Origin of the sequence: Lacinutrix mariniflava (genome assembly GCF_001418015.1) — a bacterium.
Lineage (GTDB): Bacteria > Bacteroidota > Bacteroidia > Flavobacteriales > Flavobacteriaceae > Lacinutrix > Lacinutrix mariniflava.
In genome coordinates this window covers 180569-205912 of sequence record NZ_LIQG01000027.1, presented here as the reverse complement: position 1 = coordinate 205912, position 25344 = coordinate 180569, and the positions used below count along the sequence as shown (strand labels likewise).

The 25344-nt window shown below is 33.3% G+C and carries 21 protein-coding genes and 2 tRNA genes; 2 read left to right on the top strand and 21 right to left on the bottom strand.

The features are described 5' to 3' along the window. Positions 1-62 precede the first annotated feature (62 nt). The 8 genes from ASC44_RS13375 to porU form a co-directional block, all read right to left on the bottom strand. Positions 63-746, bottom strand: a complete 684-nt coding sequence (locus tag ASC44_RS13375; protein ID WP_055448124.1) for an SDR family NAD(P)-dependent oxidoreductase — start codon at positions 744-746, stop codon at positions 63-65. Further along, positions 739-1746 (bottom strand): M28 family metallopeptidase, encoded by a 1008-nt coding sequence (locus tag ASC44_RS13370; RefSeq protein ID WP_055448123.1) that lies wholly within the window; start codon positions 1744-1746, stop codon positions 739-741. Before ASC44_RS13370 ends, ASC44_RS13375 begins: the two co-directional genes overlap by 8 nt. Positions 1747-1837: 91 nt before the next feature. Then, positions 1838-2578, bottom strand: coding sequence for a hypothetical protein (locus tag ASC44_RS13365; RefSeq protein WP_152973333.1), 741 nt, complete (start codon positions 2576-2578; stop codon positions 1838-1840). 49 nt (positions 2579-2627) lie between these two features. Beyond that, positions 2628-4256, bottom strand: a complete 1629-nt coding sequence (locus tag ASC44_RS13360; protein ID WP_055448121.1) for a pyruvate dehydrogenase complex dihydrolipoamide acetyltransferase — start codon at positions 4254-4256, stop codon at positions 2628-2630. A gap of 3 nt (positions 4257-4259) precedes the next feature. Further along, positions 4260-5261: a pyruvate dehydrogenase (acetyl-transferring) E1 component subunit alpha gene (pdhA, locus tag ASC44_RS13355; RefSeq protein ID WP_055448120.1), complete on the bottom strand. Its 1002-nt coding sequence runs from the start codon at positions 5259-5261 to the stop codon at positions 4260-4262. 177 nt (positions 5262-5438) lie between these two features. Beyond that, positions 5439-5921 carry a cytidine deaminase gene (cdd, locus tag ASC44_RS13350; protein WP_055448119.1) on the bottom strand — a complete coding sequence of 161 codons (483 nt, stop codon included), beginning with the start codon at positions 5919-5921 and terminating at the stop codon, positions 5439-5441. A gap of 93 nt (positions 5922-6014) precedes the next feature. Next, a complete protein-coding gene (gene porV / locus ASC44_RS13345) occupies positions 6015-7232 on the bottom strand; it encodes a type IX secretion system outer membrane channel protein PorV (RefSeq protein ID WP_055448118.1) in 1218 nt (405 codons plus the stop codon). Between the two features lie 33 nt (positions 7233-7265). After that, complete coding sequence (porU, locus tag ASC44_RS13340) at positions 7266-11138, bottom strand: type IX secretion system sortase PorU (RefSeq protein WP_055448117.1); 3873 nt, start codon at positions 11136-11138, stop codon at positions 7266-7268. Between the two features lie 274 nt (positions 11139-11412). On the opposite strand from porU, the gene gldJ reads away from it, so the two are divergent. Together gldJ and ASC44_RS13330 are read left to right on the top strand one after the other, a co-directional pair. Then, positions 11413-13077, top strand: coding sequence for a gliding motility lipoprotein GldJ (gene gldJ, locus ASC44_RS13335; protein WP_055448116.1), 1665 nt, complete (start codon positions 11413-11415; stop codon positions 13075-13077). Between the two features lie 155 nt (positions 13078-13232). Beyond that, entirely contained in the window at positions 13233-14516 is a 1284-nt protein-coding gene (locus ASC44_RS13330) for a UDP-N-acetylmuramoyl-tripeptide--D-alanyl-D-alanine ligase (RefSeq protein WP_055448115.1), read from the top strand. A 4-nt stretch (positions 14517-14520) separates the two neighbouring features. Here the strand turns inward: ASC44_RS13330 and ASC44_RS13325 are convergent, their stop codons facing one another. The 13 genes from ASC44_RS13325 to ASC44_RS13265 all read right to left on the bottom strand — a co-directional run bounded on the left by ASC44_RS13325 (position 14521) and on the right by ASC44_RS13265 (position 25289). After that, complete coding sequence (locus ASC44_RS13325) at positions 14521-14853, bottom strand: hypothetical protein (RefSeq protein ID WP_055448114.1); 333 nt, start codon at positions 14851-14853, stop codon at positions 14521-14523. A gap of 189 nt (positions 14854-15042) precedes the next feature. Continuing rightward, entirely contained in the window at positions 15043-15996 is a 954-nt protein-coding gene (locus tag ASC44_RS13320; protein ID WP_055448113.1) for an ISAon1 family transposase, read from the bottom strand. A gap of 25 nt (positions 15997-16021) precedes the next feature. Beyond that, the gene (locus tag ASC44_RS13315) at positions 16022-16375 is read right to left on the bottom strand and encodes an ISAon1 family transposase N-terminal region protein (RefSeq protein WP_055448112.1); all 354 of its coding nucleotides are present in this window, start codon (positions 16373-16375) and stop codon (positions 16022-16024) included. A 192-nt stretch (positions 16376-16567) separates the two neighbouring features. Beyond that, positions 16568-16642 (bottom strand) — tRNA-Val (locus tag ASC44_RS13310). 99 nt (positions 16643-16741) lie between these two features. Then, positions 16742-16816, bottom strand: a tRNA-Val gene (locus ASC44_RS13305). A 64-nt stretch (positions 16817-16880) separates the two neighbouring features. Further along, complete coding sequence (locus ASC44_RS13300; protein WP_055448111.1) at positions 16881-18098, bottom strand: bifunctional folylpolyglutamate synthase/dihydrofolate synthase; 1218 nt, start codon at positions 18096-18098, stop codon at positions 16881-16883. Between the two features lie 3 nt (positions 18099-18101). Then, positions 18102-19001 carry a hypothetical protein gene (locus tag ASC44_RS13295; RefSeq protein ID WP_055448110.1) on the bottom strand — a complete coding sequence of 300 codons (900 nt, stop codon included), beginning with the start codon at positions 18999-19001 and terminating at the stop codon, positions 18102-18104. Between the two features lie 24 nt (positions 19002-19025). Continuing rightward, complete coding sequence (locus ASC44_RS13290; RefSeq protein WP_055448109.1) at positions 19026-20258, bottom strand: energy transducer TonB; 1233 nt, start codon at positions 20256-20258, stop codon at positions 19026-19028. 1 nt (position 20259) lies between these two features. Continuing rightward, positions 20260-20652: an ExbD/TolR family protein gene (locus ASC44_RS13285; protein ID WP_055435280.1), complete on the bottom strand. Its 393-nt coding sequence runs from the start codon at positions 20650-20652 to the stop codon at positions 20260-20262. 10 nt (positions 20653-20662) lie between these two features. Next, positions 20663-21364, bottom strand: coding sequence for a MotA/TolQ/ExbB proton channel family protein (locus ASC44_RS13280; protein WP_055448108.1), 702 nt, complete (start codon positions 21362-21364; stop codon positions 20663-20665). A gap of 60 nt (positions 21365-21424) precedes the next feature. Then, a complete protein-coding gene (nhaD, locus tag ASC44_RS13275; protein WP_055448107.1) occupies positions 21425-22828 on the bottom strand; it encodes a sodium:proton antiporter NhaD in 1404 nt (467 codons plus the stop codon). A 20-nt stretch (positions 22829-22848) separates the two neighbouring features. Further along, positions 22849-24075: a Glu/Leu/Phe/Val dehydrogenase dimerization domain-containing protein gene (locus ASC44_RS13270; RefSeq protein WP_055448106.1), complete on the bottom strand. Its 1227-nt coding sequence runs from the start codon at positions 24073-24075 to the stop codon at positions 22849-22851. A gap of 149 nt (positions 24076-24224) precedes the next feature. Next, a complete protein-coding gene (locus ASC44_RS13265; protein WP_055448105.1) occupies positions 24225-25289 on the bottom strand; it encodes an anhydro-N-acetylmuramic acid kinase in 1065 nt (354 codons plus the stop codon). Positions 25290-25344: the final 55 nt, after the last annotated feature.

Genomic DNA, 25344 nt, shown 5'->3' with positions numbered 1-25344 from the left:
AAAACAAAACTTAGATCAATTGGAACAAGTCAATTGATCTAAGTTATTAATATCGTAAAATTCTAAGGTGTAGAATTAGAAACCTGCAGCATTTTTCCGTTATAGTACTTATTCCCATTTAAAGAAAAATCAGCTATATATTCTGCCATTTCTAATGCTGTTGTTGGTGCTTGATAACCAGGAAAAGCTTCTTCAAGCATTTCGGTCTGTACAGCACCCAAAGCAAGCACATTAAAGCTTGGTCCAGTTTCTTTATATTCTTCAGCTAAAAGCTCTGTTAACGTTACTACAGCACCTTTACTAGAGCTATATGCCGACAAACCAGGAAACTTAACGCTACCTTGCACTCCACCCATAGAACTTATGGTAATAACATGGCTCTCCTTTTTCATGAAAGGTATAACACGACGTGTCATTTCGGCAACACCAAAAACGTTCGTTTTATAAACGTGCTCGAAATTTTCCATTGTTGTTTCTGCAAATGGTTTATTTAATAATGCACCTGCATTATTAATAAGTACATCTACTTGTTTCCAATTTTCAGAAACATAGTCTTCAACTTTTTTGTAGTCTTCTTTTTTCCCTAAATCGAATGCAAAAGACTCGATATTATCGAAATGTAAATTACTAACCGGTTGTGCGTTTCTTGACAATGCTAAAACATTATGACCTTGGTTGGCTAATAAATGTACCAACTCGAAACCTATACCTCTACTTGTTCCTGTAATAATTATATTCTTACTCATTCATTTTAATATCTTGTGTTGGAGCATTAGCCATTTGCTCTAAAACTGGTGCTAATTTATTAATTAATCTTGCCATAAAAGGATAATTTAACTTATCGACCTCATCGTCTACATGATGGTAAAAATCAAAGTTTGTTAAATCGCACGACGATACTGTATGACTTGGCACTTTAAACGCTTCATAAAAAGCATAATTATCTGAACGCTTAAACAATCCATACTTTTTTGCTACATCTGAGGCTCCAATAAGTTTTTCACCTGCATAGTCATTCATTTTTTCGGCTAGGTTAGAAAGTTCGTAACCAGTAATAAAGGCTTCGTAATCTCTACCTACAAATGGTACACCAATCATTTCAATATTTATCATTGTATATAGGTTGATATCGCTTTCCTTTAACCTTTCGGCTAAATGCTTAGAACCTAACAACCCTTTTTCTTCGGCTGTAAAAGTTGTAAAAATGATACTTCTTTTATTTGTTTTCTTTTCAGAAAAATACTTCGCCAAAGACAATACACCACTAGTTCCAGCTGCATTATCATTTGCTCCGTTTGCAATAGTATCTCCGTTTACATCTTTTGCTGTACCAATATGGTCGTAATGTGCTCCAATAACAATAAACTCGTTTTTAAGTTTTGGATCTGTTCCTTCTAAATAACCAATAACATTATAAGCGCTTAGTCCTCCTATTTCAAAATTATCTCTATACGTGTCGAAGTACGGTTTTAAACCATAAGACTTAAATTTAGTTTCTATATAACTTGCAGCTACCTCTATACCTTCGCTACCTGTATCTCTACCATCCAGCTCATCTGAAGCTAAGAAAGATACTATTTCTTTAATCTCATCTGCAGTAACAAAATCAATTGTTTTCACCTCCTCATTAAGCTTCGTTTCTACTGTTGTTGTCGTGCTACTTGCACTTGTACTTGTTGTTGCCGTTTTTGTAGAATCGCAACCTATAAATAAGGCCATTACACCTAATGTAGTTAGTATTTTCATTTGTTTATTTTATTTGAGTTTAAAGATAAAAAAAACCTGAATCAAATTCTTGATTCAGGCTTTTTAATATTTACATAAAAAAGGTTGATATCTATTTCATTTTCTTATTTGCTTTTTTTGCTAAACGCTGTACTTTTTTATTTAAATCTTTCATTAATTTTTCTACAGCACTTTCACACATTGGTTGTATTTTACTTGTATTCATTACTGGAATACCTCCAACCATTACTGCTTTCTTTTTAGAACCTGCAATTTCTCTAAATTGAAAAATACTATTATTATCCTTTGTAAATAGATCCATAGCATACCTAGCTTGCACACTAACATATCCCAAGCTTCCTATTCCTGTTTTAACAAATCCGAATGATAGATTAACAAACATAATAGCATCTACTCCTAGAGCTTCTGCTACCACCTTTAAATCTTTAACATTTCTTCTGTAAGAAGGAATAACATTATAACCTTCTATAGTTGTGGTTGTTTCAACATTTGTTAAAAGCGATCCTGCTTCTTCATAAGTAGGTACAAATTCCTTGTAAACTTCGTTAGATAATACTTCTTTTTCATCAATAATTTCGAAATCGAAGTTCTTAGTATACTCACTAAAAAAAGCATTATGCAATTTTTTTAATGGCTCTGTTAAATTAAAATCAGGATCATCACTTAGCTTTGTATTTTTAGCAATTAAATCTGCCGAAGCACTTAATGCTGACAAATCAATAGTTTTATCTGCGTAAAAAGTAATTACTGCAACTTTCTTTTTTTGAGCATTACCAATTAACATGGATAATGAAAGAAACGTCATTAATACTATAGCTTTAATGTTCTTCATTTTAGTTCGTTTTTTGTTTATAATAGGTTAATCAATTTTATCAATTAGCTTAAACTAACATTGTTACCGGACTTTCAATATAGCCTTTTAATGTTTGTAAAAACTGTGCACCTGTTGCTCCATCAACCGTTCTGTGATCACAGGCTAAACATAATTGCATTGTATTACCAACTACAATTTGTCCGTTTTTAACTACTGGTTTTTCAACAATATTACCAACAGATAAAATAGCAGAATTAGGCTGATTAATAATAGACGTAAAACTATCGATACCAAACATTCCTAAATTAGAAATAGTAAATGTACTACCTTCCATTTCGTCTAAACCAAGTTTTTTGTTCCTTGCTTTACCTGCTAATTCTTTAACAGCTGCACCAATTTGAGGTAAACTTTGCTCGTTTGCAAATTTAACTACAGGCACTAACAATCCGTCTGGCACTGCTACAGCTACGCCAATATGTACGTGATGGTTTAATTTCATTCTATCGTCAAACCACTGAGAGTTTACTTGCGGGTGTGCCTTTAATGCTAACGCGCATGCTTTAACAATAATATCGTTATAAGAAATCTTTACATCTGGTATAGAGTTGTATTGCTTTCTAAAAGCAATTGTATTTTCCATATCAAACTCCACATTTAAATAATAATGTGGTGCCGTAAATTTAGACTTTGCTAAGTTTTTAGCAATGGCCTTACGCATATTTGAGTTTGGAATTTCATTAAAATCTTCTTGTCCTGTCGCAACAAACTTACCAACTGAGGCTGATTGTGCTGAAGGTGTAAAGTTTTCAATATCCCGTTTTACAATACGACCATTTTCGCCAGAACCTTTAACTTGACTTAGTTGGATGCCTTTCTCTTCTGCCATTTTCTTGGCCAAAGGAGAGACAAATAACCTACCTGAGTCTGTATTTGTATTTGAAACAACTGCTTTAGCTTCTTGCTTAGGCGCCTCTTTTTTATCTTCTACTTTTTTAACCTTTTCCTTTGTAGCCTCTTCTTTTGGCGCTTCTTCTTTTTTAGCTGAAGAACCTTCGGTCTTAAAGTTTTTCGCAATAGATGAAACATCTGTTCCTGCAGGTCCAATAATAGCTAATAAAGAATCTACTTTTGCTGAAGCTCCTTCTTCTAAACCTATAAACAATAAAGTTCCAGATTGAAAAGATTCGAATTCCATTGTGGCTTTATCTGTTTCAATTTCGGCAAGAATATCTCCTTCTTCAACAGTATCTCCAATTTTCTTTAACCATGTTGCCACAGTTCCTTCTTCCATTGTATCACTTAAACGTGGCATAGTTACTACTATAACACCTTCAGGCAAAGCCTCTTCTTTAGATTCTTCACTCACGCTCTCAGTAACATCCTCTGCTTTATCTTCAGTTAATGTTTCTGTTTTTGTTTCCGCAGTGCTTCCGCTTAATAATCCAGAAATATCTTCTCCTTCATCTCCTATAATAGCTAAAAGTGTATCTACTTTTGCAGTTTCTCCTTCTTGAATACCAATATGTAATAAGACTCCTTCGTTGAAAGACTCAAATTCCATAGTAGCTTTATCCGTTTCAATTTCAGCTAAAATATCGCCTTCCTCTATTTTATCACCTACTTTTTTAAGCCAACTTGCTACAGTGCCTTCTTCCATTGTGTCGCTTAAACGCGGCATGTTTATTACTTCAGCCATAGCTTATTTTATTTTGTGCTCTATAAATGGATAATCTTCTTGCTCGTATACTGCATCATACATTAAGCTCTTTTCAGGATATGGAGATTCATCTGCAAATTTCTCACATTCAGCTACAGAAGCCTTAACGCGTTTATCGATTGCTTTTAAATCGTCTTCGGTAGCATATTTTTCTTTAAGAATAATATCTTTCACCTGCTTGATAGGGTCAATTTTCTTGTATTCCTCTACCTCAGCTTTTGTTCTATAATGTTGTGCATCTGACATAGAGTGCCCTCTATATCTGTATGTTTTTACTTCTAAGAAAGTTGGTCCTCCTCCTGTTCTTGCACGCGTAATTGCTTCATCAAAAGCTTCGGCAACTTTAATAGGGTTCATTCCATCTACTGGTCCAGAAGGCATTTCGTATCCACGCCCTAATTTCCAAATATCTGTATGGTTTGCTGTACGCTCTACACTTGTTCCCATGGCATAACCGTTGTTTTCACAAACGAATACTACAGGTAAATTCCAAAGCATTGCTAAGTTAAAAGTTTCATGCAAAGAACCTTGTCTCGCAGCTCCATCACCAAAACAACAAATAGTTACAGCATTTACATCGTGGTATTTATCTCCAAAAGCCATTCCTGCTCCTAATGGAATTTGACCTCCAACAATACCATGACCTCCAAAAAAGCGGTGCTCTTTAGAAAAAATATGCATAGAACCACCTAAACCTTGAGATGTTCCTGTTGCTTTACCAAATAATTCTGCCATTACACGTTTAGGATCTACTCCCATACCTATAGGCTGTACGTGATTACGATATGCAGTAATCATTTTATCTTTGGTTAAGTCCATTGCATGTAAAGCGCCTGCTAATACTGCTTCCTGACCATTATATAAATGAAGGAATCCTCTAACTTTTTGTTGGATATAAACTGCAGCAAGCTTGTCTTCAAACTTTCTCCAGAAATACATGTCTTCATACCATTTAAGGTATACTTCTTTAGTTATTTTTTGCATTTTTGGTGTTTCTTTTCAGTAAATTAAAAAAGATACCAATTTAAAATTGGTATTAGTTCAACTAAAAAATATTAATAATTTATAAAAACAAATTTTCAATATTTAGTTACACTAACAAAAGTAACACTTTGAATTGGTATTCCAAAAGTGAAAATTGACTTATTATTTACGAAAACGTTATAGATTGGAAGAATCGAATCCGAAAGGCAATAAATTGGCTAATGAATTAGATTTCATAACCTCTCCAACTTCTCCCATAAAATATATTTCTATGGCTTGGTCTTGCTTAGTTTCGTACTCTGCTATAGACTGTCTACAAGCTCCACACGGTGGAATTGGCGCACTCGTTTTTTGATTTTGAGAAGCTGCCGTTATAGCCATCTTTACAATCTTGGCTTTGGGAAATTTTGCGCCTGCATAAAAAATAGCTGTTCGTTCTGCACATAAGCCAGAAGGATAGGAAGCATTTTCTTGATTACTACCCGAAATAACCTCTCCGTTATCTAGCAATAATGATGTACCAACATGAAACCTTGAATAAGGCGCATAGGCATTGTCTCTAGCTTCTATTGCATTTTGCATGAGACCTTGAATATCTTTAGGTGTTTCTTCTAAGCTATCAAAAACATAAAGTTTCGATACTATTTTTACTTCTTTCATCTATTAAAATTAAAAAACTGTAGACCAATTTACACAAAAAAAAACTATTGCGTTAAGCAATAGTTTTTATATTTTTTTGAAATAACATGTATTTTAATACTCCGTATACTCGCCTTCTCCTAAATTAAACGTTAAAGAGAAACGTAATGTGCTCTCCAGTGGACTTTGCACTTTCGACGCTGAAAATAAATATGACAAATCTAGATTAAGAACATTATACTTAAAACCTGCACCTAAAGCAAAAAACTTACGCGCTCCTTTTGTTTCATGTTCATTAAAATAACCCGCTCTAAAAGCAAAAGAGTCTTGATATAAATATTCTAAACCTACTGCATAAGTAAATTCTTGTAATTCTTCGGTTACTCCTCCCGGTGCATCTCCAAAAGACTGAAAGATACCTGACACGAAATCTACATCTTGACTTTGACCTTCAACAATTATTGTTGGCTCATAACCTTCGGAATTAAGGTTCTCATTTTGTTCTCCATCACCATCAGTATCCACAAAACCATACTTAGGTGGAGTTGGCACAAGCAGTTTAGCAAATTCAACGGTTGCTCCTAATTTATTGTATTGATCGAAAATAAAATCGAAACCACCACCTAAACGTAATGTTGTTGGTTGAAAATTCTCTTGACCTCCCTCATCGTACTTGAATTTTGGTCCTAAATTTTGAAGAGCAAAACCACCTCTCCAACGGCCATTAAAATCGTTATAAGCCTCTTCTTCACTTTGATAATAACCAGTAATATCCACACCAAAAGTACTTGCGGCAGAAGCATCATTATCTCCAAAATTTAATTTTAAATCTGAACGTAAATAGCGCATTGCTACTGCCATTCCAAATTGCTCACTTAATCTTAAACTGTATGATAAATCTATGGTTAACTCATTTGGCGACTGTAAAAGCGGTGTTGAATTCTCATCTTCAACAAACTCAATATCTCCTAATGCAAAATATTTAAAACTCGCTGCAAATGCACTTTGTTCGTTTAGCCTATTAAAATAAGTAACGTTTCCTAAGAAAATGTCGTTAACCAATTTACTTAAATATGGTGTATAACTAACTCCTACACCTGACTTTGCTGTAGAGAAAACATACTTAGCAGGATTCCACTGCTGAGAAAAAGCATCTGGAGATGTTGCAACTCCCATATCTCCCATAGCCGCTGCTCGCGCATCTGGTGCTATTAAAAGAAAAGGTACTCCTGTTGTTATTACTCGTGTATCTCCTGGAAGGAACACTGTTTCTTGTGCATTACCACATAATGTAAAAACTAACACAATTACTATTAAAATATTCTTTTTCATAAATCAATTTTATTTGGCAAATATAAATTTTTATTACAGGATTACAAGCTTCTCTATTTTTTCTACTGTTTTATTTGTGGCACTAGAATGGACCTTTAGTTTATAAATATAAGTTCCTTTTCCTATTTTGTCTCCAAAATCATCTCTACCATCCCATACAATATCTCTAGATGTTGAACTCGTAGACTTGGTGCCGACACCTGTTGTTTCTCCATTTAAAGTTCTTACTATCTTACCCGACACTGTAAATATCTGCACAGAGACATCTAAAACCTCTGAACTATTATGACTAAACCAAAACTCAGTATAGTTTACAAATGGGTTTGGATAATTAAGTACGTTTTCTATTACTAAATTTTCATTTTCATCGAAAACCCTAAACTGTAACTCTGCAGTAGAAGAATTATTGTAAACATCCCAAGCTTTAACTGTTAAAGTATGTAAACCAGGTTCTAAATCTCTATATGGAAAACTTAAGCCTCCTCTTGTATAATCGTCTAACTCGGTGACATAATAATTATTAAGAACATAAGGATTTACTTCATCTCCATCTAAAAGAGCCACTATATCGTGACCTATTCCACTTGCTGTATTAATTCCATTTTCATCTTGTAATTTAACTAATAATGTTGGAGACTCGTTTGTTATTCCGCCTGAGACAAAATTTTCGTCATTCATATACAGGTTAATGTTTGGTCCTAGGTTATCCTCTGCTGCGTTCTCGTTTATACCTCCAATTTGCAGCGTAGTTGTAGTAGCTCCAGACTGATCACTTATTGGACTTTCTGTCGAAGCATAAAAACTAACCTTACCAAAACCAACTGGTATTCCAATATCTCTAGGCACAATAAAATCGAATTCAAACTCTCCATTTGTAACGGTAGACTGTCCTCTAAAAATAACTTCACCTAATGTTTCGTATTCTAATTTAATAAGCACACCTCCATCAAGAGTATTATCGTTTGCTAATGTTTCTCTTTCTATAGGCTTATCGTAAATAGTGGTAACAACTTTACCATTATAGTTAGTTAACAAATTACCAGCAACATCTGTTACTTCTCCTGATAACTTAGCGTAACTTAATGCCTCTAACACCTCTGTATTCCCGGCAGCAGGCAAATCATTTATTTTTGTTAATCTTACATTTGGTTTTGGGAATGCTAATTTTAAAGCTGGATCACCAATATAAAATACTAAATATTTTTGACCGACTCCAGCAATACTATTACTATTCTTGGTAAGCCTAAGCGCTTCTGCCATTGATGGGTATTCATGATCTGCATAGATATCAGAATCATTATATGAAAACAAATACTCTTCTAATTTAATATTGAAATCAACACCAACAGATACAAAAATTTGGCGTGTTGTCGTGATTAAAGAAATTGCTCCTCCTGTTTTATTCCAATATACTAATTCACCTGCTGTTACACGAAATGGATTATCAAATTTAGTGTATTCACATGTTACTGTTACAAAACAAGCTAACTTACAATCATTTCTAAGCGCCTGAACATCTGCTTTTTGAAACAACCTCTCGAATGCCCAACCATCTTCTCCTCCATGTCCAAAATAATTAACAACCAATCCTCCATTTTCAATGGCATTTGCAATTGCTCCAGTAACCTCCGGATAACGATCTCCTCCCGCAGATGCTTCTTGCTGGTATGAATCAGTATGAATCTTCACTGCATTTAAAAAAGGTTTTGCAGCGGTTATCTCATCTGCTATGCCATCTGTTGTTTCTTGCAATGTACTTTCATAAGTTTCATCTACATCGTCAGAAATTGCGATAAAATTATTTCTCCAACTTCCAAAAGCTTCCTTAGAGTAATAAACTGCAACTTTATCCACCATCTGCTTTGCCCGCTCCGGAGAATCGGCAAGTATTCTTCCAACCGCTATGTCTAATCTATCTGAAGTAATCATACTTCCTTCATTAGAATCCATCATACCATAAAAATCATCTGACACAAATGAATTTGTTAGATTATAACTGTCGTATGCATGCCATGAAGGCACGTTATTGGCGTTAGAAGACATTTTTCCTTTATAATCGAATGAACTATCACCAAAAAGACATAAATATTTGATTCTTCTCTCTGGAGTACTTGCGTTATCATATACATATTTAACCATGTTTCTAATAGCTGCAATATCTTTATTTCCAGTATTAAACTCCTTATAAACAGACTCTAAAGTCACTACTTTTACATTTAGACTGTTTTGATCTCTATTTATTTGTGCTAAACGATTTGCTTGCGCTAAATGAGTGTTTGGTGTTACAATAACATAATCTACATCTTCAAAATCGCCTTGGTTATTTTTAAAAATAGTTCCTTTTATATTTTGATTTGTTACCGAAGAATTCCCTAAAAGTATAGGCTCATATAAATCTGTAGTTGTAATAGCCACATATTTTTTTAAACTTCCTAAAGTTGTTTTAAAATTCAAAACAGCTTCCGAATTTAACTTATTGGTTATGTTATTTACATCTGTTATATCCCATACTTCTGAGACACTTGCTGCATTGGCAACACTATACATTCCAACACCTGAAGCTTGAGCTGATTCTCTATTAAAAAACTGAAACTGACTTCCGCTAAAAGCCAAATCCCTTGTAGCTTCTAGAGAAATATAATCTATATAGCCAATCGCACTTGGCACACCTAATTTATCATATTCAACTTTTACAGATATATTATCTGAATCCACAAGTATATCATTTGCATAACTTGCATCTACTCCATAATTATGGTCAGCAAAACCTGGTGTTGCTATAGTTGTAATCTCACTATTATCAATACTAATTATCCAATTAGCTGCACTTTCTGATGCAGAGGCTCCATAAAAAACAAATTCAACAGGCTCAACAGTCACAAGGTTAGGAAAATTAAAATCGAAAGTTTTTGTTGTTTCAATATCCATTTCATCTCCAAACCATCTTCGGCCTACAAAACCAAGACTAAAATCATCTACTTCATGAAATTGGTAATCTTGAAAAGTAGAAAAAGTAACCGTAGCGTTACCAGAAGGCTCTAGCATATTTTGAATTCTTTCACCATTCCCAAATCCTATATTTATATAATAATATGTAATATCTTGATATGGATTAATGTTAGTATTAATCAACGGGTCGTCAACAACTCCTTTAGGGCCGACTCCATAAAACATAACGTAATCACCATCATTAAAAACACCATCTTCCTCACCAACAACTTTAATTGCATTTTCAACAGGATCTATTGGATAACTCTCATTATTTAAATAAGGAATCATTTGTCCTCCATTCCCATATACACCTATTGCTTTTGGGTTTATAGCATTGGTATTAATCCCTAAACTATTAAGGAAATTTTTAGACAGTTTAAAAACTCCTGTTTTATTTATCCCAAACTTATACCAAGTACCAGAACTTAAAACAGAGTTAAAAATTGGCGGGCTATTACTATTTCTAAAAGATGAATTAGAATTTTCATAATTAACCGTAAAAGAAGTAACCTTCTTAAAAGCATTATTTCCAGCTTTAACAATTGCCGACACAGTTAAAAAAGCATATTTATCCTCTCGAGCCTGCGCATTTTCTAAACTAAATTGAATTTCTGAAGGAATCGTTTTTAAATCAAGATCTTTTAACTCAGATTTAGAAATAGAACTATACTTAACATTAGTTAAGGTTACATTACCTTCCTTTATATTGGAATTAGTTTCCCATTGCGTTACAAAACTAATACCACTACTAATGTCGAAATTATAATATTCTTTAGGTGAAAAATCCGGCACTGTAATACTATAACCACCTGTCGATAAGGTTTTAGAAGCATTCCATGTGAGATTAAATTTCTTTTGTTGTGAGTAGCTTAGAGTACATAGCAGTACTGTAATACCAAATAATATCTTTTTCATTGCTTTAAATAACGTGATTATTTCAATGTTATTATTGAATTTTTAACATTTTCATAAAATCCTTTCAAAATTACGATAATAAATTAAAAGAATGCACGTTATAATGGTTCAAAACACCGATAAAAACAAAATCAAGCATCGATGTAAAGTAAATAAATAGGTTGAACCACAATTTATTTAAAGTTAATTTTACGAAATAGCTTGTAGAGTTAGGTAGAATTATTATATTGCGTCAGCAAAAAAGAACATAATTAGCTTACATAAACATATCAGTATGAAAAAAGTAATTGTATCAAGGGTTTTAATGCTATTAGCAGTATCATTGACCTTGGTTGGGTGTGGTAGATCTGGAGGATCAAACGTAGATAGTGCCACTGGTTGGGAAATTAACGCTAAAGAAGGCGGCTTCCAATACAACACAAAATTTAAAGAACAGGAGACACCACCGGGAACTGTTTTTGTAGAAGGAGGAACTTTTACAATGGGACGTGTTCAAGATGATGTCATGCATGATTGGAACAATACGCCAAACCAACAACACATCCAGTCTTTTTACATGGATGAAACTGAAGTAACCAACCAAAACTACTTAATGTATTTAGATTGGATTAAACAAGTTTATCCACCTGAAGATGAAAATTTCAGAAAAATTTACGAAGGTGTCGTTCCAGATACTTTAGTATGGAGAAACCGTTTAGGTTACAATGAAGTTATGACAGAAAATTATTTACGTCACCCAGGTTATGGACAATATCCTGTTGTTGGTGTAAGTTGGATTCAAGCTGTTGAATATGCTAACTGGAGATCTGATAGAGTTCAAGAAAAAGCGTTACAACAGGAAGGATACTTAAAGCAGGATAGTCAATATGAAGCTACTGCCGATGCTAACTTTAGTACCGACACTTACATTAATGCTCCTACTCAAACTTTTGGAGGTAATGAAGATATTTTAAGAGGCGGAAAACTAAGAGCACAAACTGATGCTAATGGTGAAGAAATTAATGTTTACGCTTCAAGACAAACAGGTATTATTTCTCCTAAATATAGACTTCCTACAGAAACTGAATGGGAATATGCTGCATTAGGTTTATCTGAAATTAGAAGTTATAATGTTTATAGAGGTCGTAAAAAATATCCTTGGGATGGACAATACACTCGTTCAGGAAAACGTAAAGTAAAAGGAGATCAATTAGCAAACTTTAAACAAGGAAAAGGTGATTACGGTGGAATTGCAGGATGGTCTGATGATGGTGCTGATATTACTGCTCAAGTAAAATCTTACGCTCCGAATGATTACGGTTTATATGATATGGCTGGAAACGTTGCAGAATGGGTTGCCGATGTTTACAGACCTATTGTTGATGATGAATTTAATGATTTCAACTATTATAGAGGAAACGTTTATACTAAAAACGCTATCACAGAAGACGGTACGGTTAAAATTGTAACTACAGATGAAATTGTTTTTGATACTCTTCCAAACGGGAAAGTAATTGCAAGAGACTTACCAGGAGAAATTGCTCAGGTTCCTGTAGATGAAGACGAAACATATTTAAGAACAAATTTTGACAGAAGTGATAACCGTAATTTTAGAGATGGAGACAAACGCTCTTCTCGTAGTTATGATAATTTTGATGAAATTGAAGGAGAAGAAGTTGTTACTACTAGTAAAATGTATAACTCACCTAAACATTCTACAGAAGTGGATTCTTCTGGAAACATGATTAGAGAATGGGATAAAAGTAGCAAAAGAACCTCTTTAATAAACGACGAAGCTCGTGTGTTTAAAGGTGGGTCTTGGAAAGATAGAGAATACTGGTTAGATCCTGCACAAAGACGTTACTTCCCACAAAATATGGCAACAGACTATATAGGGTTTAGATGTGCAATGTCTAGAGTTGGTTCTAAATCTAAATCTAAAAACAAAACTAAAAACTAATATTAGTTTTAAAATAATATTGAAAGTCCTAACGTTTAGTTAGGACTTTTTTTATACTTTTATTTTTTGAAACTCGCCTATATTAAACAGTATCACTTACAGATATAATTAGCAAGGAGGAGTACATGTTATTTGCAAAACAATAAACAAAAGAAATGAAAACAGAACAACTCCACAAGCTATTTTTAGACTGCAATGCTATTTCTACCGACACTAGAAAAGTGTCACAGAATAATATGTTCTTTGCTTTAAAAGGTGATAATTTTAATGGTAATACATTTGCTGAAAAAGCCATAGGTCTTGGAGCAAAATATGTTATAATTGATGAAGCAGATTATAAAACTTCAGATAAAACAATTCTTGTTTCTAATGTTTTAAAAACATTGCAAGCCCTAGCATCATTTCACAGAACTTACTTAAGCATACCAATTATAGCACTAACTGGTAGTAATGGTAAAACAACAACAAAAGAGTTAATTAACACTGTACTCTCAAAAAAATATAAAACGACTGCTACAATAGGTAATTTAAATAACCATATTGGTGTTCCATTAACATTGCTCTCAATGACTGATGAAACAGAAATTGGTATTGTAGAAATGGGAGCAAATCATACAAAGGAAATTGAATTTCTATGCAACATTGCGAAACCAGATTATGGATACATAACTAATTTTGGAAAAGCACATTTAGAAGGCTTTGGAAGCATTCAAGGTGTTATAGATGGCAAAAGTGAACTCTATAACTATTTAACAAAAAACAATAGGCATATCTTTTTAAATGCTGACGATACTATTCAAACAGAAAAATTAAGTAAGTATATTAGAAAGTATGGCTTTTCTGAAACAGACACTAATTATTTAAAAATAGAATTTATAGAAGCTAATCCGTTTGTAACTTTTAAAATTGACGACGCTATAATTAACTCTCAACTTATCGGACAATATAATTTCACGAACCTATGTGCTGCTTCTTTAATTGGCAAACATTTTAACGTAGAATTGAATGTGATAAAGAAAGCCTTAGAAGATTATACACCTACTAATAATCGGTCTCAAATTATAGAAAAAGCAACCAATAGAATTATTCTAGATGCTTATAATGCAAATCCTACAAGCATGAAGGCTGCTCTAGACAATTTTAGTAAGCTTAAAGATGAAACTAAAATTGTTTTCTTAGGTGATATGTTCGAATTAGGAAATGAAGCAAAGCAAGAGCATCAAGCAATTACCGACTTAGCTTGTAACTTAGATATCGATTCTGTCTATTTAATTGGTGAAAACTTTTTTCAATCTAAAAATGATTCGGCTAAAGCAACTCAGTTTAATTCTTTTGAAGCACTAAAAGATAAGCTTAACTCAATTAATATAACAAACACAACTATATTAATAAAAGGCTCAAGAGGAATGGCTTTAGAAAGAATACTAGAATTAGTATAACCAATTATAATATACCATCTAAGAAAGCCTTAAACGCTTCCCTATAACCCGTATATCCTTTGGTAGACTCCCATAATACTCGAGAACCATGAATACCTTCTTCTATTGGTTTATAATGTGTAAGATAACCTGCATTCATTTTACTAACTAAAGTAGATACCGATGCCGTTTCAGAGCATGAAGCAGTTACAAAGTTTGGTTTATTTAAGTTTTTAATTTCGTTTTGAATATGCACTCCCTTAAAGTATTCTCCAGGGCTAAAAGCTGCAATAGCCTTTACCTTATCGTTGTTCTCTCCTATCAACATTGCTAATGTTGCAGAATAAGAACTCCCCACTACAAGCAGTTTCTTATTGCCATTAACTTTATAAATATAATCTATAGCAGCAATTATATCTGGCTTAGCATTAATATATTCCGTCTCTAAGTTTTGATTTTTCGCCTCTTTAGCAGTTTCATTAACTACTTCATTTACTCCTTCTCCAGATCGTTGGGGATCAATACCAAAAGTTGTGGGATTTAAAAATTAAGCAAAAATAGTTGTTAGTCTAAATAAGAAGAATTTTACGTTTCTAACACCTCTAAATTGTGCTCTAAAGGCTTTTATTTTAGCATTGAAAGATTCAGCAGAAGCGTTAGTACTTCTGTTATCAAAATAGTTGAGTATATTTTTATAGTGTATTGACATTGTTCTAGCAATGGTATTGAAGCTTTTAAATGCTGCTTGTCTTACTTTTTCATCCCATTTAGCTAAACGTATTAAAGCAGAAGTTTTTCCTTTAGTATTATTAAATATCCAAGATAAGTTTTGACACAGCTTATATGCTTTTTCTAAATCCGGATAATGTTCAAAAAGTATTTTTGCTCTTTTTTGCTGATTTTTAGTCCATTTACTATTTGATTTGTATAGCAAGTAGCGGCTTCTAGCCAATAATTGTTTTAGTGTATCTCCATTACTAAACAGTATTGGAGTATATTTTTCATTATTATTTCTTGCCTTTTCTATAGCACTGTTCTCAGCATCAAGTGCATCCCATCTATGCTTAATCCTAATCTCTTGTAATGCATCTAACGCAAGCTTTTGAACATGAAATCTATCAATGACTAATGTTGCTTCGATAAATGATTTTTTAACTATTAATCCCATGTTTCCAGCCATATCTAAGGTCACTTCTTTTACTTTTCGTCTTTGTTTTAATGGAATTTTACTGAGTATTTCTATAACAGTATCAGCTTTAGTTCCTTTAACCATACACACTATAGCTCCTTTTTTACCTTTTGCTTTTTTATTAGTTAGTATAGTGTATAAATCGCCATTTGAAAAAGCTGTTTCATCTAACGAAAGATAGCTTCCTATATTCTTTGGAAATAGTAGCCATTGCTTTGCATGTACTTTTTGATTCCACTGCTTGAAATCACTTAAATAATCTTTGTATTGCCTTTGTAAATTTCTCGAATTTACACCGTAGAATTTAGCTATAACTGTTGTGTTAGAAGCGTTATTACTAATAGAGTTCTTTTAAAAAAGCAGCAAAATCACTAGTTATTCTAGTTCCTTTTGCTACTAATTGCCAATCTCTTGTAACTACTTTTCCTGTAGCTTTGTTCAGCCATCTACGCCTTGTTATGTGGAGAAATACATTCTTTCCACGTATAGGAAAATCTTGAACAGTGGCTTCGGGAAAGAAGCCTTTAGAATGAAGAGTAATACTTTTAAATTCTTCTGGAGTTTCATTTAATTCGGTAAAGTAAAAATCAATATCTTCACCTTTAGTATAATGTTTAGTCATCTCAAAATACTTTACAAGTACTTCTGGAAGTAATAAATTCGCTATAGCTAAGAATCTTTCTGAGGACATCGAAATTTTTAATCCAAAGTTCACTTATTTTTTGCTATCCAACAACTTTTGGTATTGATCCAGTAAATAGTGTAGTTAACTTTTTCAACGCTTAATTTTAAACTAAAGATAAATTAATATTTTTAATGAGATAGAAATTGGATATAAACAAAAAATCCTAATGAAATATCATTAGGATTTTTTTAATTTAAGTGGGCGACAAGGGATTCGAACCCCTGACCCCTTGGGTGTAAACCAAGTGCTCTGAACCAACTGAGCTAGTCGCCCGATTTATTCGGTGCGCAAATATACAAGAGATTTTAAAACTACCAAAGAAAAAACAAAAAAAAATCCTGATGAAATTATCATCAGGATTTTAAATTTAAGTGGGCGACAAGGGATTCGAACCCCTGACCCCTTGGGTGTAAACCAAGTGCTCTGAACCAACTGAGCTAGTCGCCCGATATATTCGGTGCGCAAATATACAAGAGATTTTAGAACTACAAAGCGTTTTTAAAAAAAACTTTTAAATAATTTCTGCCACCACAAAAGTACTTCCTCCTATATAAATAATATCTTCCGGATTTGCCATTTCTAAAGCTGTTTTATATGCCTCCTTTACAGAGCAATACACTTCTGAGACTAAATTATTATCATTAAAGTAATGCTTAAGAATATTAACATCTAGTCCTCTAAAAATATTTGGTTTACATAAATAATATTTAGCATTAATAGGTAAAAGATCTATAATTGAGTCTAAATCTTTATCATTTACTACCCCAAATACAATATGCAAGTTGCTATACTCTGCCTTTTTGAGTTGATTTATTACAATTTCTAAACCTTCTCTATTATGAGCTGTATCGCAAATAACTTTTGGATTGTGTTTTAATATTTGCCATCTACCAAGTAATCCAGTATTATGGACTACATTTAATAGACCTCTTTTGATATTTTCCGATGAAATATTAAAACCTTTTAATTGTATTTGATTAATTACACTAACAACCGTTTTAATATTTTTATTTTGATAATCACCTTTTAAGTCACTTTTATAATTTATTGTTTGAATTTTATCAGCAAAAATAATTTTAGCATCATTGTTATCTGCTATTTCAGTGAAAACATCTTTTGTTTGAATTTGCGTCTCTCCAATAACAACAGGAATATTATGCTTGATAATCCCTCCTTTTTCTTTTGCAATGGATTGATGAGTATTACCAAGAAACTGTGTATGATCTAATCCTATGTTTGTGATTACCGAGACTTCTGGTGTGATAATATTAGTCGAATCTAATCTACCGCCTAAACCCACTTCGATAATAGCTATATCGACTTTCTGATTAGCGAAATATTCAAAAGCTAAACCAACTGTCATCTCAAAAAAAGATAAAGAATTCTTTTCGAGAAAAGTTTTATTTTGTTTTATAAACTTAATTACATACTCCTCACTAATTTCTTTACCATTAATCTTGATACGCTCTCTATAATCTTTTAAGTGTGGCGAAGTATACAAACCTACTTTGTATCCTGCTTCTTGAAGAACAGAAGCTAACATGTGACTTGTAGAACCTTTACCATTGGTTCCTGCTACATGTATGGATTTGAATTGAATTTCTGGATTGTTAAGATGCTTTGCTAATAAAATAGTATTCCTTAAATCTACTTTATATGCGCTTTTGCCTTGATTTTGATACATTGGAAGTTGAGAGAACATCCAGTTAATAGTATCTTGATATGTCATTTTTTATTGTCCTAATTTAAAATCTATACTTACAAAGCCGATTTGCCTTGTAGGCGCCTTTGCATCTGCTGGCCATTTACCAGACATTGCAATCTTTCTTGCAGGTTCCAATAAACAAGGTGCAGTATTCTCTGTCCCTCTAACTCCTGGTGTTGCTTTAACCACTCGACCACTTCTATCTACTTCCACCAAAACAACAACTAAACCTGTTTCGTTACATTCTTGTTTAACTTCGTTAAATTTGCCTTGCCCACGCCCACCAAGACCGGAACCTACTCCTCCATTACCTTTTCCTCCACCAAAGTAACTTGGCGCATAAGGAGTCCCATCTAACTGCCCTTTATCTCCTGCTGTATTATCGTTCCCTTCACTACCACTAGATTCTCCATCGGAATTATTCATTCCTCCTAACATGGCATCTATTTCTGCTTTTTTCTTAGCTTCTTCAGCTTTCTTTTTTGCTTCAGCATCTGCTTTAGCCTTGGCTTTTTTTACTGCTGCTTCTTTTGCTTTAGCATCTGCTTCTGCTTTTGCCTTTTTTACTGCCTCTCCTTTTTTTATCGCAATAGCTTCTTCTGTATCTTGAGTTAATACATCTTCTTTAACCTCCTGAGAAGCTGCTGCAGATTGAGAATCCTCAGCTTGTTCTTCTGCCTTGTTAGGTTCTGATTGCGCTTCTTGAGGCTGCTTATTTATGTTTAAGTCTTCTGACTTTATTGGTTTATCTGGTTGTACATTTCCACTTCCAACTGCTGAATTTCCAAAATTAACCGCAACTCCATACTCTTCTGGTGGATCTTGGTAATCTTGTCCTACTACAAAGCACAATAAAATTAAGATAACCACTATTAACGCGGTTATCTTAGCTGAATTTTGTTCGTGTTTTGTGTTTAAATATTTCATGTTAATCTAAAACCAAATTTTATTTTAATTAGCTTTAATACTAAGTGGCAGATTAAAAGTTACTGACACTGGTCTTCCTTGTTGCATTCCTGGTTTCATTTTCGGTAATAACTTAGTAACTCGTTTAGCCTCTGCTTCCAATTTAGGATCTGGACCTTTTGTTCTAATTCCGATAATGTTACCTGATGCATCAATTGTAAAACGGATACTTATTCTCTGTAATCCTGTTAATCCTAAGTCTGATATTAGTATCGTATTAAAGTTCTTCGATAAAAATTGTCTGACTTTATCATTCATACATTTTTTCTTAGCTTCATTACTACCAGATTCACAACCTGGGTACACAGGAGAATTTTCAATTACATCAAAGCGATAAGTCTTATTTCCTTCACTTTTCTTTTTTGCTGCTGCTGCTGCTGCTGCTTTATCACTAGCTGCTTTTGCCGCAGCTGCTTGTGCAGCTTTAGCTTTTGCTTCTGCTGCCGACTTTGCTTTTGCTGCTCTATCTGCTGCTGCTTTTTGAGCCTTTGCTTTTGCTGCAGCATCTGCTTTGGCTTTAGCTTCTTTTGCTGCTTTATCTGCACTTGCCTTAGCTTTGGCTACTGCATCGTCTTTAGCTTTTGCCTCTTTTGCCGCTGCTGCTTTTTTTTCAGCTTCAGCTTTATCTGCCTTCGCCTTAGTTTCTTTTTCTAATTTTTCCTTAGCTTCTTTTGCCTCTTTTGCCTCTTTTGCCTCCTTTTCGTTTTTCACCCTTAGAGCTTCTTCTTCTTGTTGGGCTAATAACTTTTCTGCTTCGGCTGCCTTTTCAGCTTTTTCGGTTTCGGCGGCTTTAGCAGCCTCTTCCGCTTTAGCTTTCTCTGCCTCTTCTTTCTCTGCTAATTCTTTTTCAGCTAATTCTTCTTGAAGTTGCTTTTCGGCCTCTTCTTCTTCTTGTTTAGCTTCTAATGCTGCTTTCTCTATATCTTCTTCGATGTTTTCCTCCTCTAAAATCTCTTCAGCAACTTCATCTTCGACAACTTCCTCTTCTAAAACCTCTTCGGACTCTTCTAATGCTGATTCTTGAACTTTAGATGATGTACTTGGTTCTGAATTATCGTTTACAACACTGGCGTCTCCAAAATTAATAGCAACTCCATACTCTTCAGGTAAATCTTGATAATCCTGTCCTACTACAAAGCATAACAACACAACAATTACAACAATTAAAGTTGTGATTTTAGCTGAGTTTTGCTCGTGTTTTGTTTGTAGATATTTCAAATTATTGAGATTTTACTGCTAAAGTTGATTTAATCTTATTTCTATTTGCAATATCCATTATATAGACTACGTGTTTCATTTCTACATCTTGATCTGAACGAATTGTAATTGTTGGAGACTCTGCTCCTCCAATTTTTGCTAACAATTCAGACTCAAGTGTTTCTTTTGATACTTTTTTTAGATCTATATAGTAGCTATTATTTTTATCTACACTTACAGATACACTTTTAGTTTGTGTTGTTTTACTTGTAGAACTTGGTAATAACAAATCTATGGCTTCAGCTGAAACTAGTGTAGAAGCAATCATAAAAAAGATAAGTAATAGAAACACAATATCCGTCATTGAAGACATATTGAATTCTGGTGTTACTTTATTTCTTCCGCGTAAATTCATAAATTAGTTATTAGATTGGTTCATTTAAAAGGTCTAAAAATTCTAATGAATTTGCTTCCATTTGATATACCACTTTATCTGTTTTTACAACAACATGGTTATATGCTATATATGCTACGATTCCTACAATTAAACCTCCAACTGTTGTTGTCATTGCTGTATACAAACCATCTGCTAACGTTTTAATATCGATAGAACCACCAGAGTTTGCTATTTCGAATATAGAAAGAATCATTCCAATAACTGTTCCAAGAAAACCAATCATTGGTGCTGCACCAGAAATTGTAGCTAAAACACTCACGTTTTTTTCTAGGCTATAAATCTCTAAACGGCCGGCATTTTCTATAGCTGTATTGATATCGTCTAACGGTTTTCCTATTCTAGAAATACCTTTACTAATTAGTCTTGATACAGGTGAATTAGTTTGTGAACATAAATTTTGAGCCGAATCAATTTTACCACTACTTACGTAGTCTTTAATTTGATTCATAAAATTAGCATCAACCTTTGAGGCTTCCTTTATAGCCATTATTCTTTCGAAATAAATATAAAGTGCGGCTACAAACAAAACGAATAGTAAGCCTATTATTATTATTCCAGCTGTACCTCCAGTTGTGATTAACTCGATTATTGATAATGTTTTTTCGGTTGTTTCACCATCAACTAATAACTCTGCATCTTGAGATGCGTCTTGTAATAAAGTGCTTAACATATTGTGTGTTTAGATAAATGTATAACGTTAATATTTTTAATCTCGTATTTATGAATTACTCTAAAACAATGTTCTAGTCCAAAAGAACACTAATGTTCCTGCTAAAAACCCTACTAATGCTAACCAAGAGATTTTTTTGAAATACCAGAAAAAGTCAATTTTTTCCATTCCCATAGCAACAACTCCTGCTGCAGAACCAATAATTAACATACTACCACCTGTTCCTGCTGCGTAAGCAATAAAGTGCCAAAGTTCGTTATCCATAGGCTCATGGAACATACCTAAACTTGCTGCAACTAAAGGTACGTTATCAATTACTGCTGAACCAATTCCTAATAAAATAACTACTAAATCTGAAACACCTTCATGTCCTGCAACGTGAATTTCTGTTCCTAACATTGGTACTGAGGTCTGTAAAGAATCTGCAAATAGAAATAATGTTCCTAAAGATTCTAAAGCTGCTACTGCCATTAAAATACCTAAGAAAAATAGAATACTTGGTAATTCGATTTTAGATAATGAATGATGTACCGGACTGTGGTGCGCATGTGCATCACTCTCTGCTCCATCAATTTCTGTTAAACTGAATTTTGAAGAACTATATATTTCTGCAAAAATGGCTACAATTCCTAAAGACAACATCATTCCAACATAAGGAGGCAAATGTGTTACCATTTTAAAGATAGGCACAAAAACAATTGCTCCTAATCCTAAATATAACATTGTACCACTGAAACGACTTTTGGGTTTGTCGTTAGTTTCTTCTTCAACATCTAAGTTACCTCTGAAAGCTGGTAAAAATGAAGCTATAAAAGTAGGTACTAACATACATATTAATGATGGCAACAATAGGTAACCAAATAAATGTCCTGTTGATACTTTTTTCCCAATCCAAAGCATAGTCGTTGTTACATCTCCAATTGGAGAAAAAGCACCACCTGCATTTGCTGCAATAATTATTAAACCTGCATACCATATACGTACACTTCTATCTTTTACAATTTTTTGAAGTATTGATATTAACACAATTGTAGCTGTTAAATTATCTATAATTGCTGAAAGCACAAACGCTAAACAACAGAAAATCCAAAGGATCTTTGATTTCTTCTTTGTTTTAATAAAGTTTTTAATTGTTGAAAAACCATCGAAATAATCGATAATCTCTACAATCGTCATTGCTCCTAATAGAAACACCAATATTTCGGCAGTTTTACCAAGATGATGCAATAATGTCTCTTCCATTAGGTCCATTTTTGCTATATGACCTAAAGCCGGAAAATTTTCGACTAAGGCATGATTAGCAGAATCGAACCAATTAGGAAATGAATCTATTCCTAAAGAGATTAAAGCCCAACTTATAGCCATCATAACTAAAGCGGGAATTAACTTATCGATTTTAATACTGTGCTCTAATGTAATGGCTAAATAACCAATGACGAATACTAGAATTATTGCTGTTTCCATATATTTTATTAATGAGGGTTTTAAACAAGTTGAGTTAATGCAATTTCGAAAGCTGTTTTACTGATTTCAGTCTTGCTAGGGTTTTTATCGTATGTATTTTGAATTGCTTTTTTAATAATACTTGAGGTATCGTTGAAAATAGCATCATCCGTCATTTGCACTTTACGTTCCATAAAGTATGCAAATACTCTTGCCATTCCACAGTTTGAGATAAAATCTGGAATAAGACTTACTTTCTCGTCTGTAGATTCCATAATGCTACCAAAGAAAATTTCTTTATCTGCAAAAGGCACATTTGCTCCACAAGAAATAACTTCAAGTCCTGTATTAATCATTTGGCTAATTTGATCTTGCGTTATTAAACGAGATGCTGCACAAGGTGCAAATATTTCTGTTTGTAGTGACCAAACGCGTTCGTTCATTTCTGAAAAAGGAATCATGTTTTCGGCAGCTAATGTATTTCCGTTTTTAGTTAAAAAGAAATTTGTAATCTCATCGAAAGAGAAACCTTCTTCTTTAATAACACCTCCAGAAATATCTATAATACCAACCACTTTAGCTCCCATTTGTGCTAAATAATAAGCTGCTGCAGAACCTACATTACCAAAACCTTGAACAACAGCGCGTTTTCCAACAACGCTTCCTCCATAAATTTCGTAATAATGTTTTACAGCTTCGGCAACACCATAACCTGTAATCATGTCTGCAACAGTGTATTTCCTTGCAACGTCTGGTGAAAACCCAGGATTTTCGATAACCTTAATAACACCTTGACGTAATTGGCCAATACGATTGATTTTATCTGCCTCTGTTGGTTTAAAGTGACCGTTAAACACACCTTCTTGAGGATGCCAAACACCAGATTGCTCTGTAATTGGAATTACCTCATGGATTTCATCGACATTTAAATCGCCTCCTGTTCCATAATAACTTTTAAGTAATGGAGAAACGGCTTTATACCAACGCTCTAAAACACCTTTTTTTCTTGGATCTTTAGGATCGAAATTAATACCTGATTTTGCACCACCAATTGCCGGTCCAGAAACGGTAAATTTAACCTCCATTGTTTTTGCTAAAGATAGAACTTCGTTCATATCTAAACCTTTACGCATTCTTGTTCCTCCACCTGCAGCTCCTCCTCTAAGTGAGTTTATTACTGTCCAACCTTCGGCTTCTGTTTCTGCGTCTTTCCAGTTAAAAACAATTTCTGGTTCTTTATTTTCGTATATTTTAAGTAATTCTTTCATTTTAGTCTATTGTAACGTTATCAATTTGTATTATCTGTTTTCTGAAAATATTATTGAAACGTAGCTAAAGTTGATTCATTTAAATGCTGATTTATTAATTTAACAAATATAAAAAACTAAAGGTGCATAAAGTAATAAAATATATATTTTTACGATTGAAATATTACACCTGAAGAATGATCCTTTTTTGCGCCTGTAACACTGGCTAAGCAATTGTTTTCGCTTCTTAATTTTAAAACGCCTAAGAATCCGAAAATTAAAGCCTCTTTAAATTCTATAATTTCTTTTGAAGGGATTTGAATTTGGTTGTGACATAAATCTCCAATTCGGGACATTAGAAAAGAATTAAAAACACCTCCTCCTGTTACTAGTACTGATGCATTTTGTTGCATATTTAAAACATTAGAAATTTGAACAGCTACGTGCTCTACAAAGGTTCTTAGACTATCTTTAACTGAAAGATTGTAACTATCAATAATTGGAAAAATGATTTCATTAACCCATTCTAATCCTAAAGATTTTGGATAACTCTCTTTATAAAACCGAAGGCTATTTAACTGGTTTAACAAATTATTATTTACTATTCCTTCTTTTGCTAAATGACCTTTATCATCATAAGCAACACCTAATACTGAGACATACTTATTAAGGACGATATTTACCGGACAGATATCAAAAGCTATTCTTTGTCCTTTAATTTCTGTTGAAACATTTGCAAAACCGCCAAGGTTTACACAATAGTTATATTCTGAAAACAATAATTGATCTCCAATTGGGACTAAAGGCGCGCCTTGACCTCCTAAAGCAACATCTTGAACTCTAAAATCGCAGACTATTGTTTGGTTTAATATTTTATTTAAGACAGGAAGATTTCCTATTTGGTATGTTAATCCGCTTTCTGGTTTATGCAATGCTGTGTGTCCATGAGAGCAGATAGCATCTAAAGATGAAATGTTATTTTCTGTTATAAAATTCTGAATAACTTCAGCTAAGTACAAAGTGTATTCTTTATCTAAAGTCGCTAGTTCTTCTTTTGAATGCTTAATTAAAGTTTTCAATTTACCAAGCCATTCTTCCGCGTAAGCGATAGTATCTGCCTTAATAATTTTAAAAGACCAATTCTCATTCAAATCAAAATTAATCAATGCTAAATCTATTCCGTCTAAAGAAGTGCCAGACATAACACCAATAACAGTGTATTTACGTTTTATCATATTGTGTAAAAATAGAAATATCTATTGATAAAAAGCTAATAAAAAGCTATATTTG

What these genes read in the sequence shown, in the direction of transcription:
- ASC44_RS13375 (WP_055448124.1), bottom strand. Translation starts at nt 746, where the DNA reads ATGAGTAAGAATATAATTATTACAGGAACAAGTAGAGGTATAGGTTTC.
- ASC44_RS13370 (WP_055448123.1), bottom strand. Translation starts at nt 1,746, where the DNA reads ATGAAAATACTAACTACATTAGGTGTAATGGCCTTATTTATAGGTTGC.
- ASC44_RS13365 (WP_152973333.1), bottom strand. Translation starts at nt 2,578, where the DNA reads ATGAAGAACATTAAAGCTATAGTATTAATGACGTTTCTTTCATTATCC.
- ASC44_RS13360 (WP_055448121.1), bottom strand. Translation starts at nt 4,256, where the DNA reads ATGGCTGAAGTAATAAACATGCCGCGTTTAAGCGACACAATGGAAGAA.
- pdhA (WP_055448120.1), bottom strand. Translation starts at nt 5,261, where the DNA reads ATGCAAAAAATAACTAAAGAAGTATACCTTAAATGGTATGAAGACATG.
- cdd (WP_055448119.1), bottom strand. Translation starts at nt 5,921, where the DNA reads ATGAAAGAAGTAAAAATAGTATCGAAACTTTATGTTTTTGATAGCTTA.
- porV (WP_055448118.1), bottom strand. Translation starts at nt 7,232, where the DNA reads ATGAAAAAGAATATTTTAATAGTAATTGTGTTAGTTTTTACATTATGT.
- porU (WP_055448117.1), bottom strand. Translation starts at nt 11,138, where the DNA reads ATGAAAAAGATATTATTTGGTATTACAGTACTGCTATGTACTCTAAGC.
- gldJ (WP_055448116.1), top strand. Translation starts at nt 11,413, where the DNA reads ATGAAAAAAGTAATTGTATCAAGGGTTTTAATGCTATTAGCAGTATCA.
- ASC44_RS13330 (WP_055448115.1), top strand. Translation starts at nt 13,233, where the DNA reads ATGAAAACAGAACAACTCCACAAGCTATTTTTAGACTGCAATGCTATT.
- ASC44_RS13315 (WP_055448112.1), bottom strand. Translation starts at nt 16,375, where the DNA reads ATGTCCTCAGAAAGATTCTTAGCTATAGCGAATTTATTACTTCCAGAA.
- ASC44_RS13300 (WP_055448111.1), bottom strand. Translation starts at nt 18,098, where the DNA reads ATGACATATCAAGATACTATTAACTGGATGTTCTCTCAACTTCCAATG.
- ASC44_RS13295 (WP_055448110.1), bottom strand. Translation starts at nt 19,001, where the DNA reads ATGAAATATTTAAACACAAAACACGAACAAAATTCAGCTAAGATAACC.
- ASC44_RS13285 (WP_055435280.1), bottom strand. Translation starts at nt 20,652, where the DNA reads ATGAATTTACGCGGAAGAAATAAAGTAACACCAGAATTCAATATGTCT.
- ASC44_RS13280 (WP_055448108.1), bottom strand. Translation starts at nt 21,364, where the DNA reads ATGTTAAGCACTTTATTACAAGACGCATCTCAAGATGCAGAGTTATTA.
- nhaD (WP_055448107.1), bottom strand. Translation starts at nt 22,828, where the DNA reads ATGGAAACAGCAATAATTCTAGTATTCGTCATTGGTTATTTAGCCATT.
- ASC44_RS13270 (WP_055448106.1), bottom strand. Translation starts at nt 24,075, where the DNA reads ATGAAAGAATTACTTAAAATATACGAAAATAAAGAACCAGAAATTGTT.
- ASC44_RS13265 (WP_055448105.1), bottom strand. Translation starts at nt 25,289, where the DNA reads ATGATAAAACGTAAATACACTGTTATTGGTGTTATGTCTGGCACTTCT.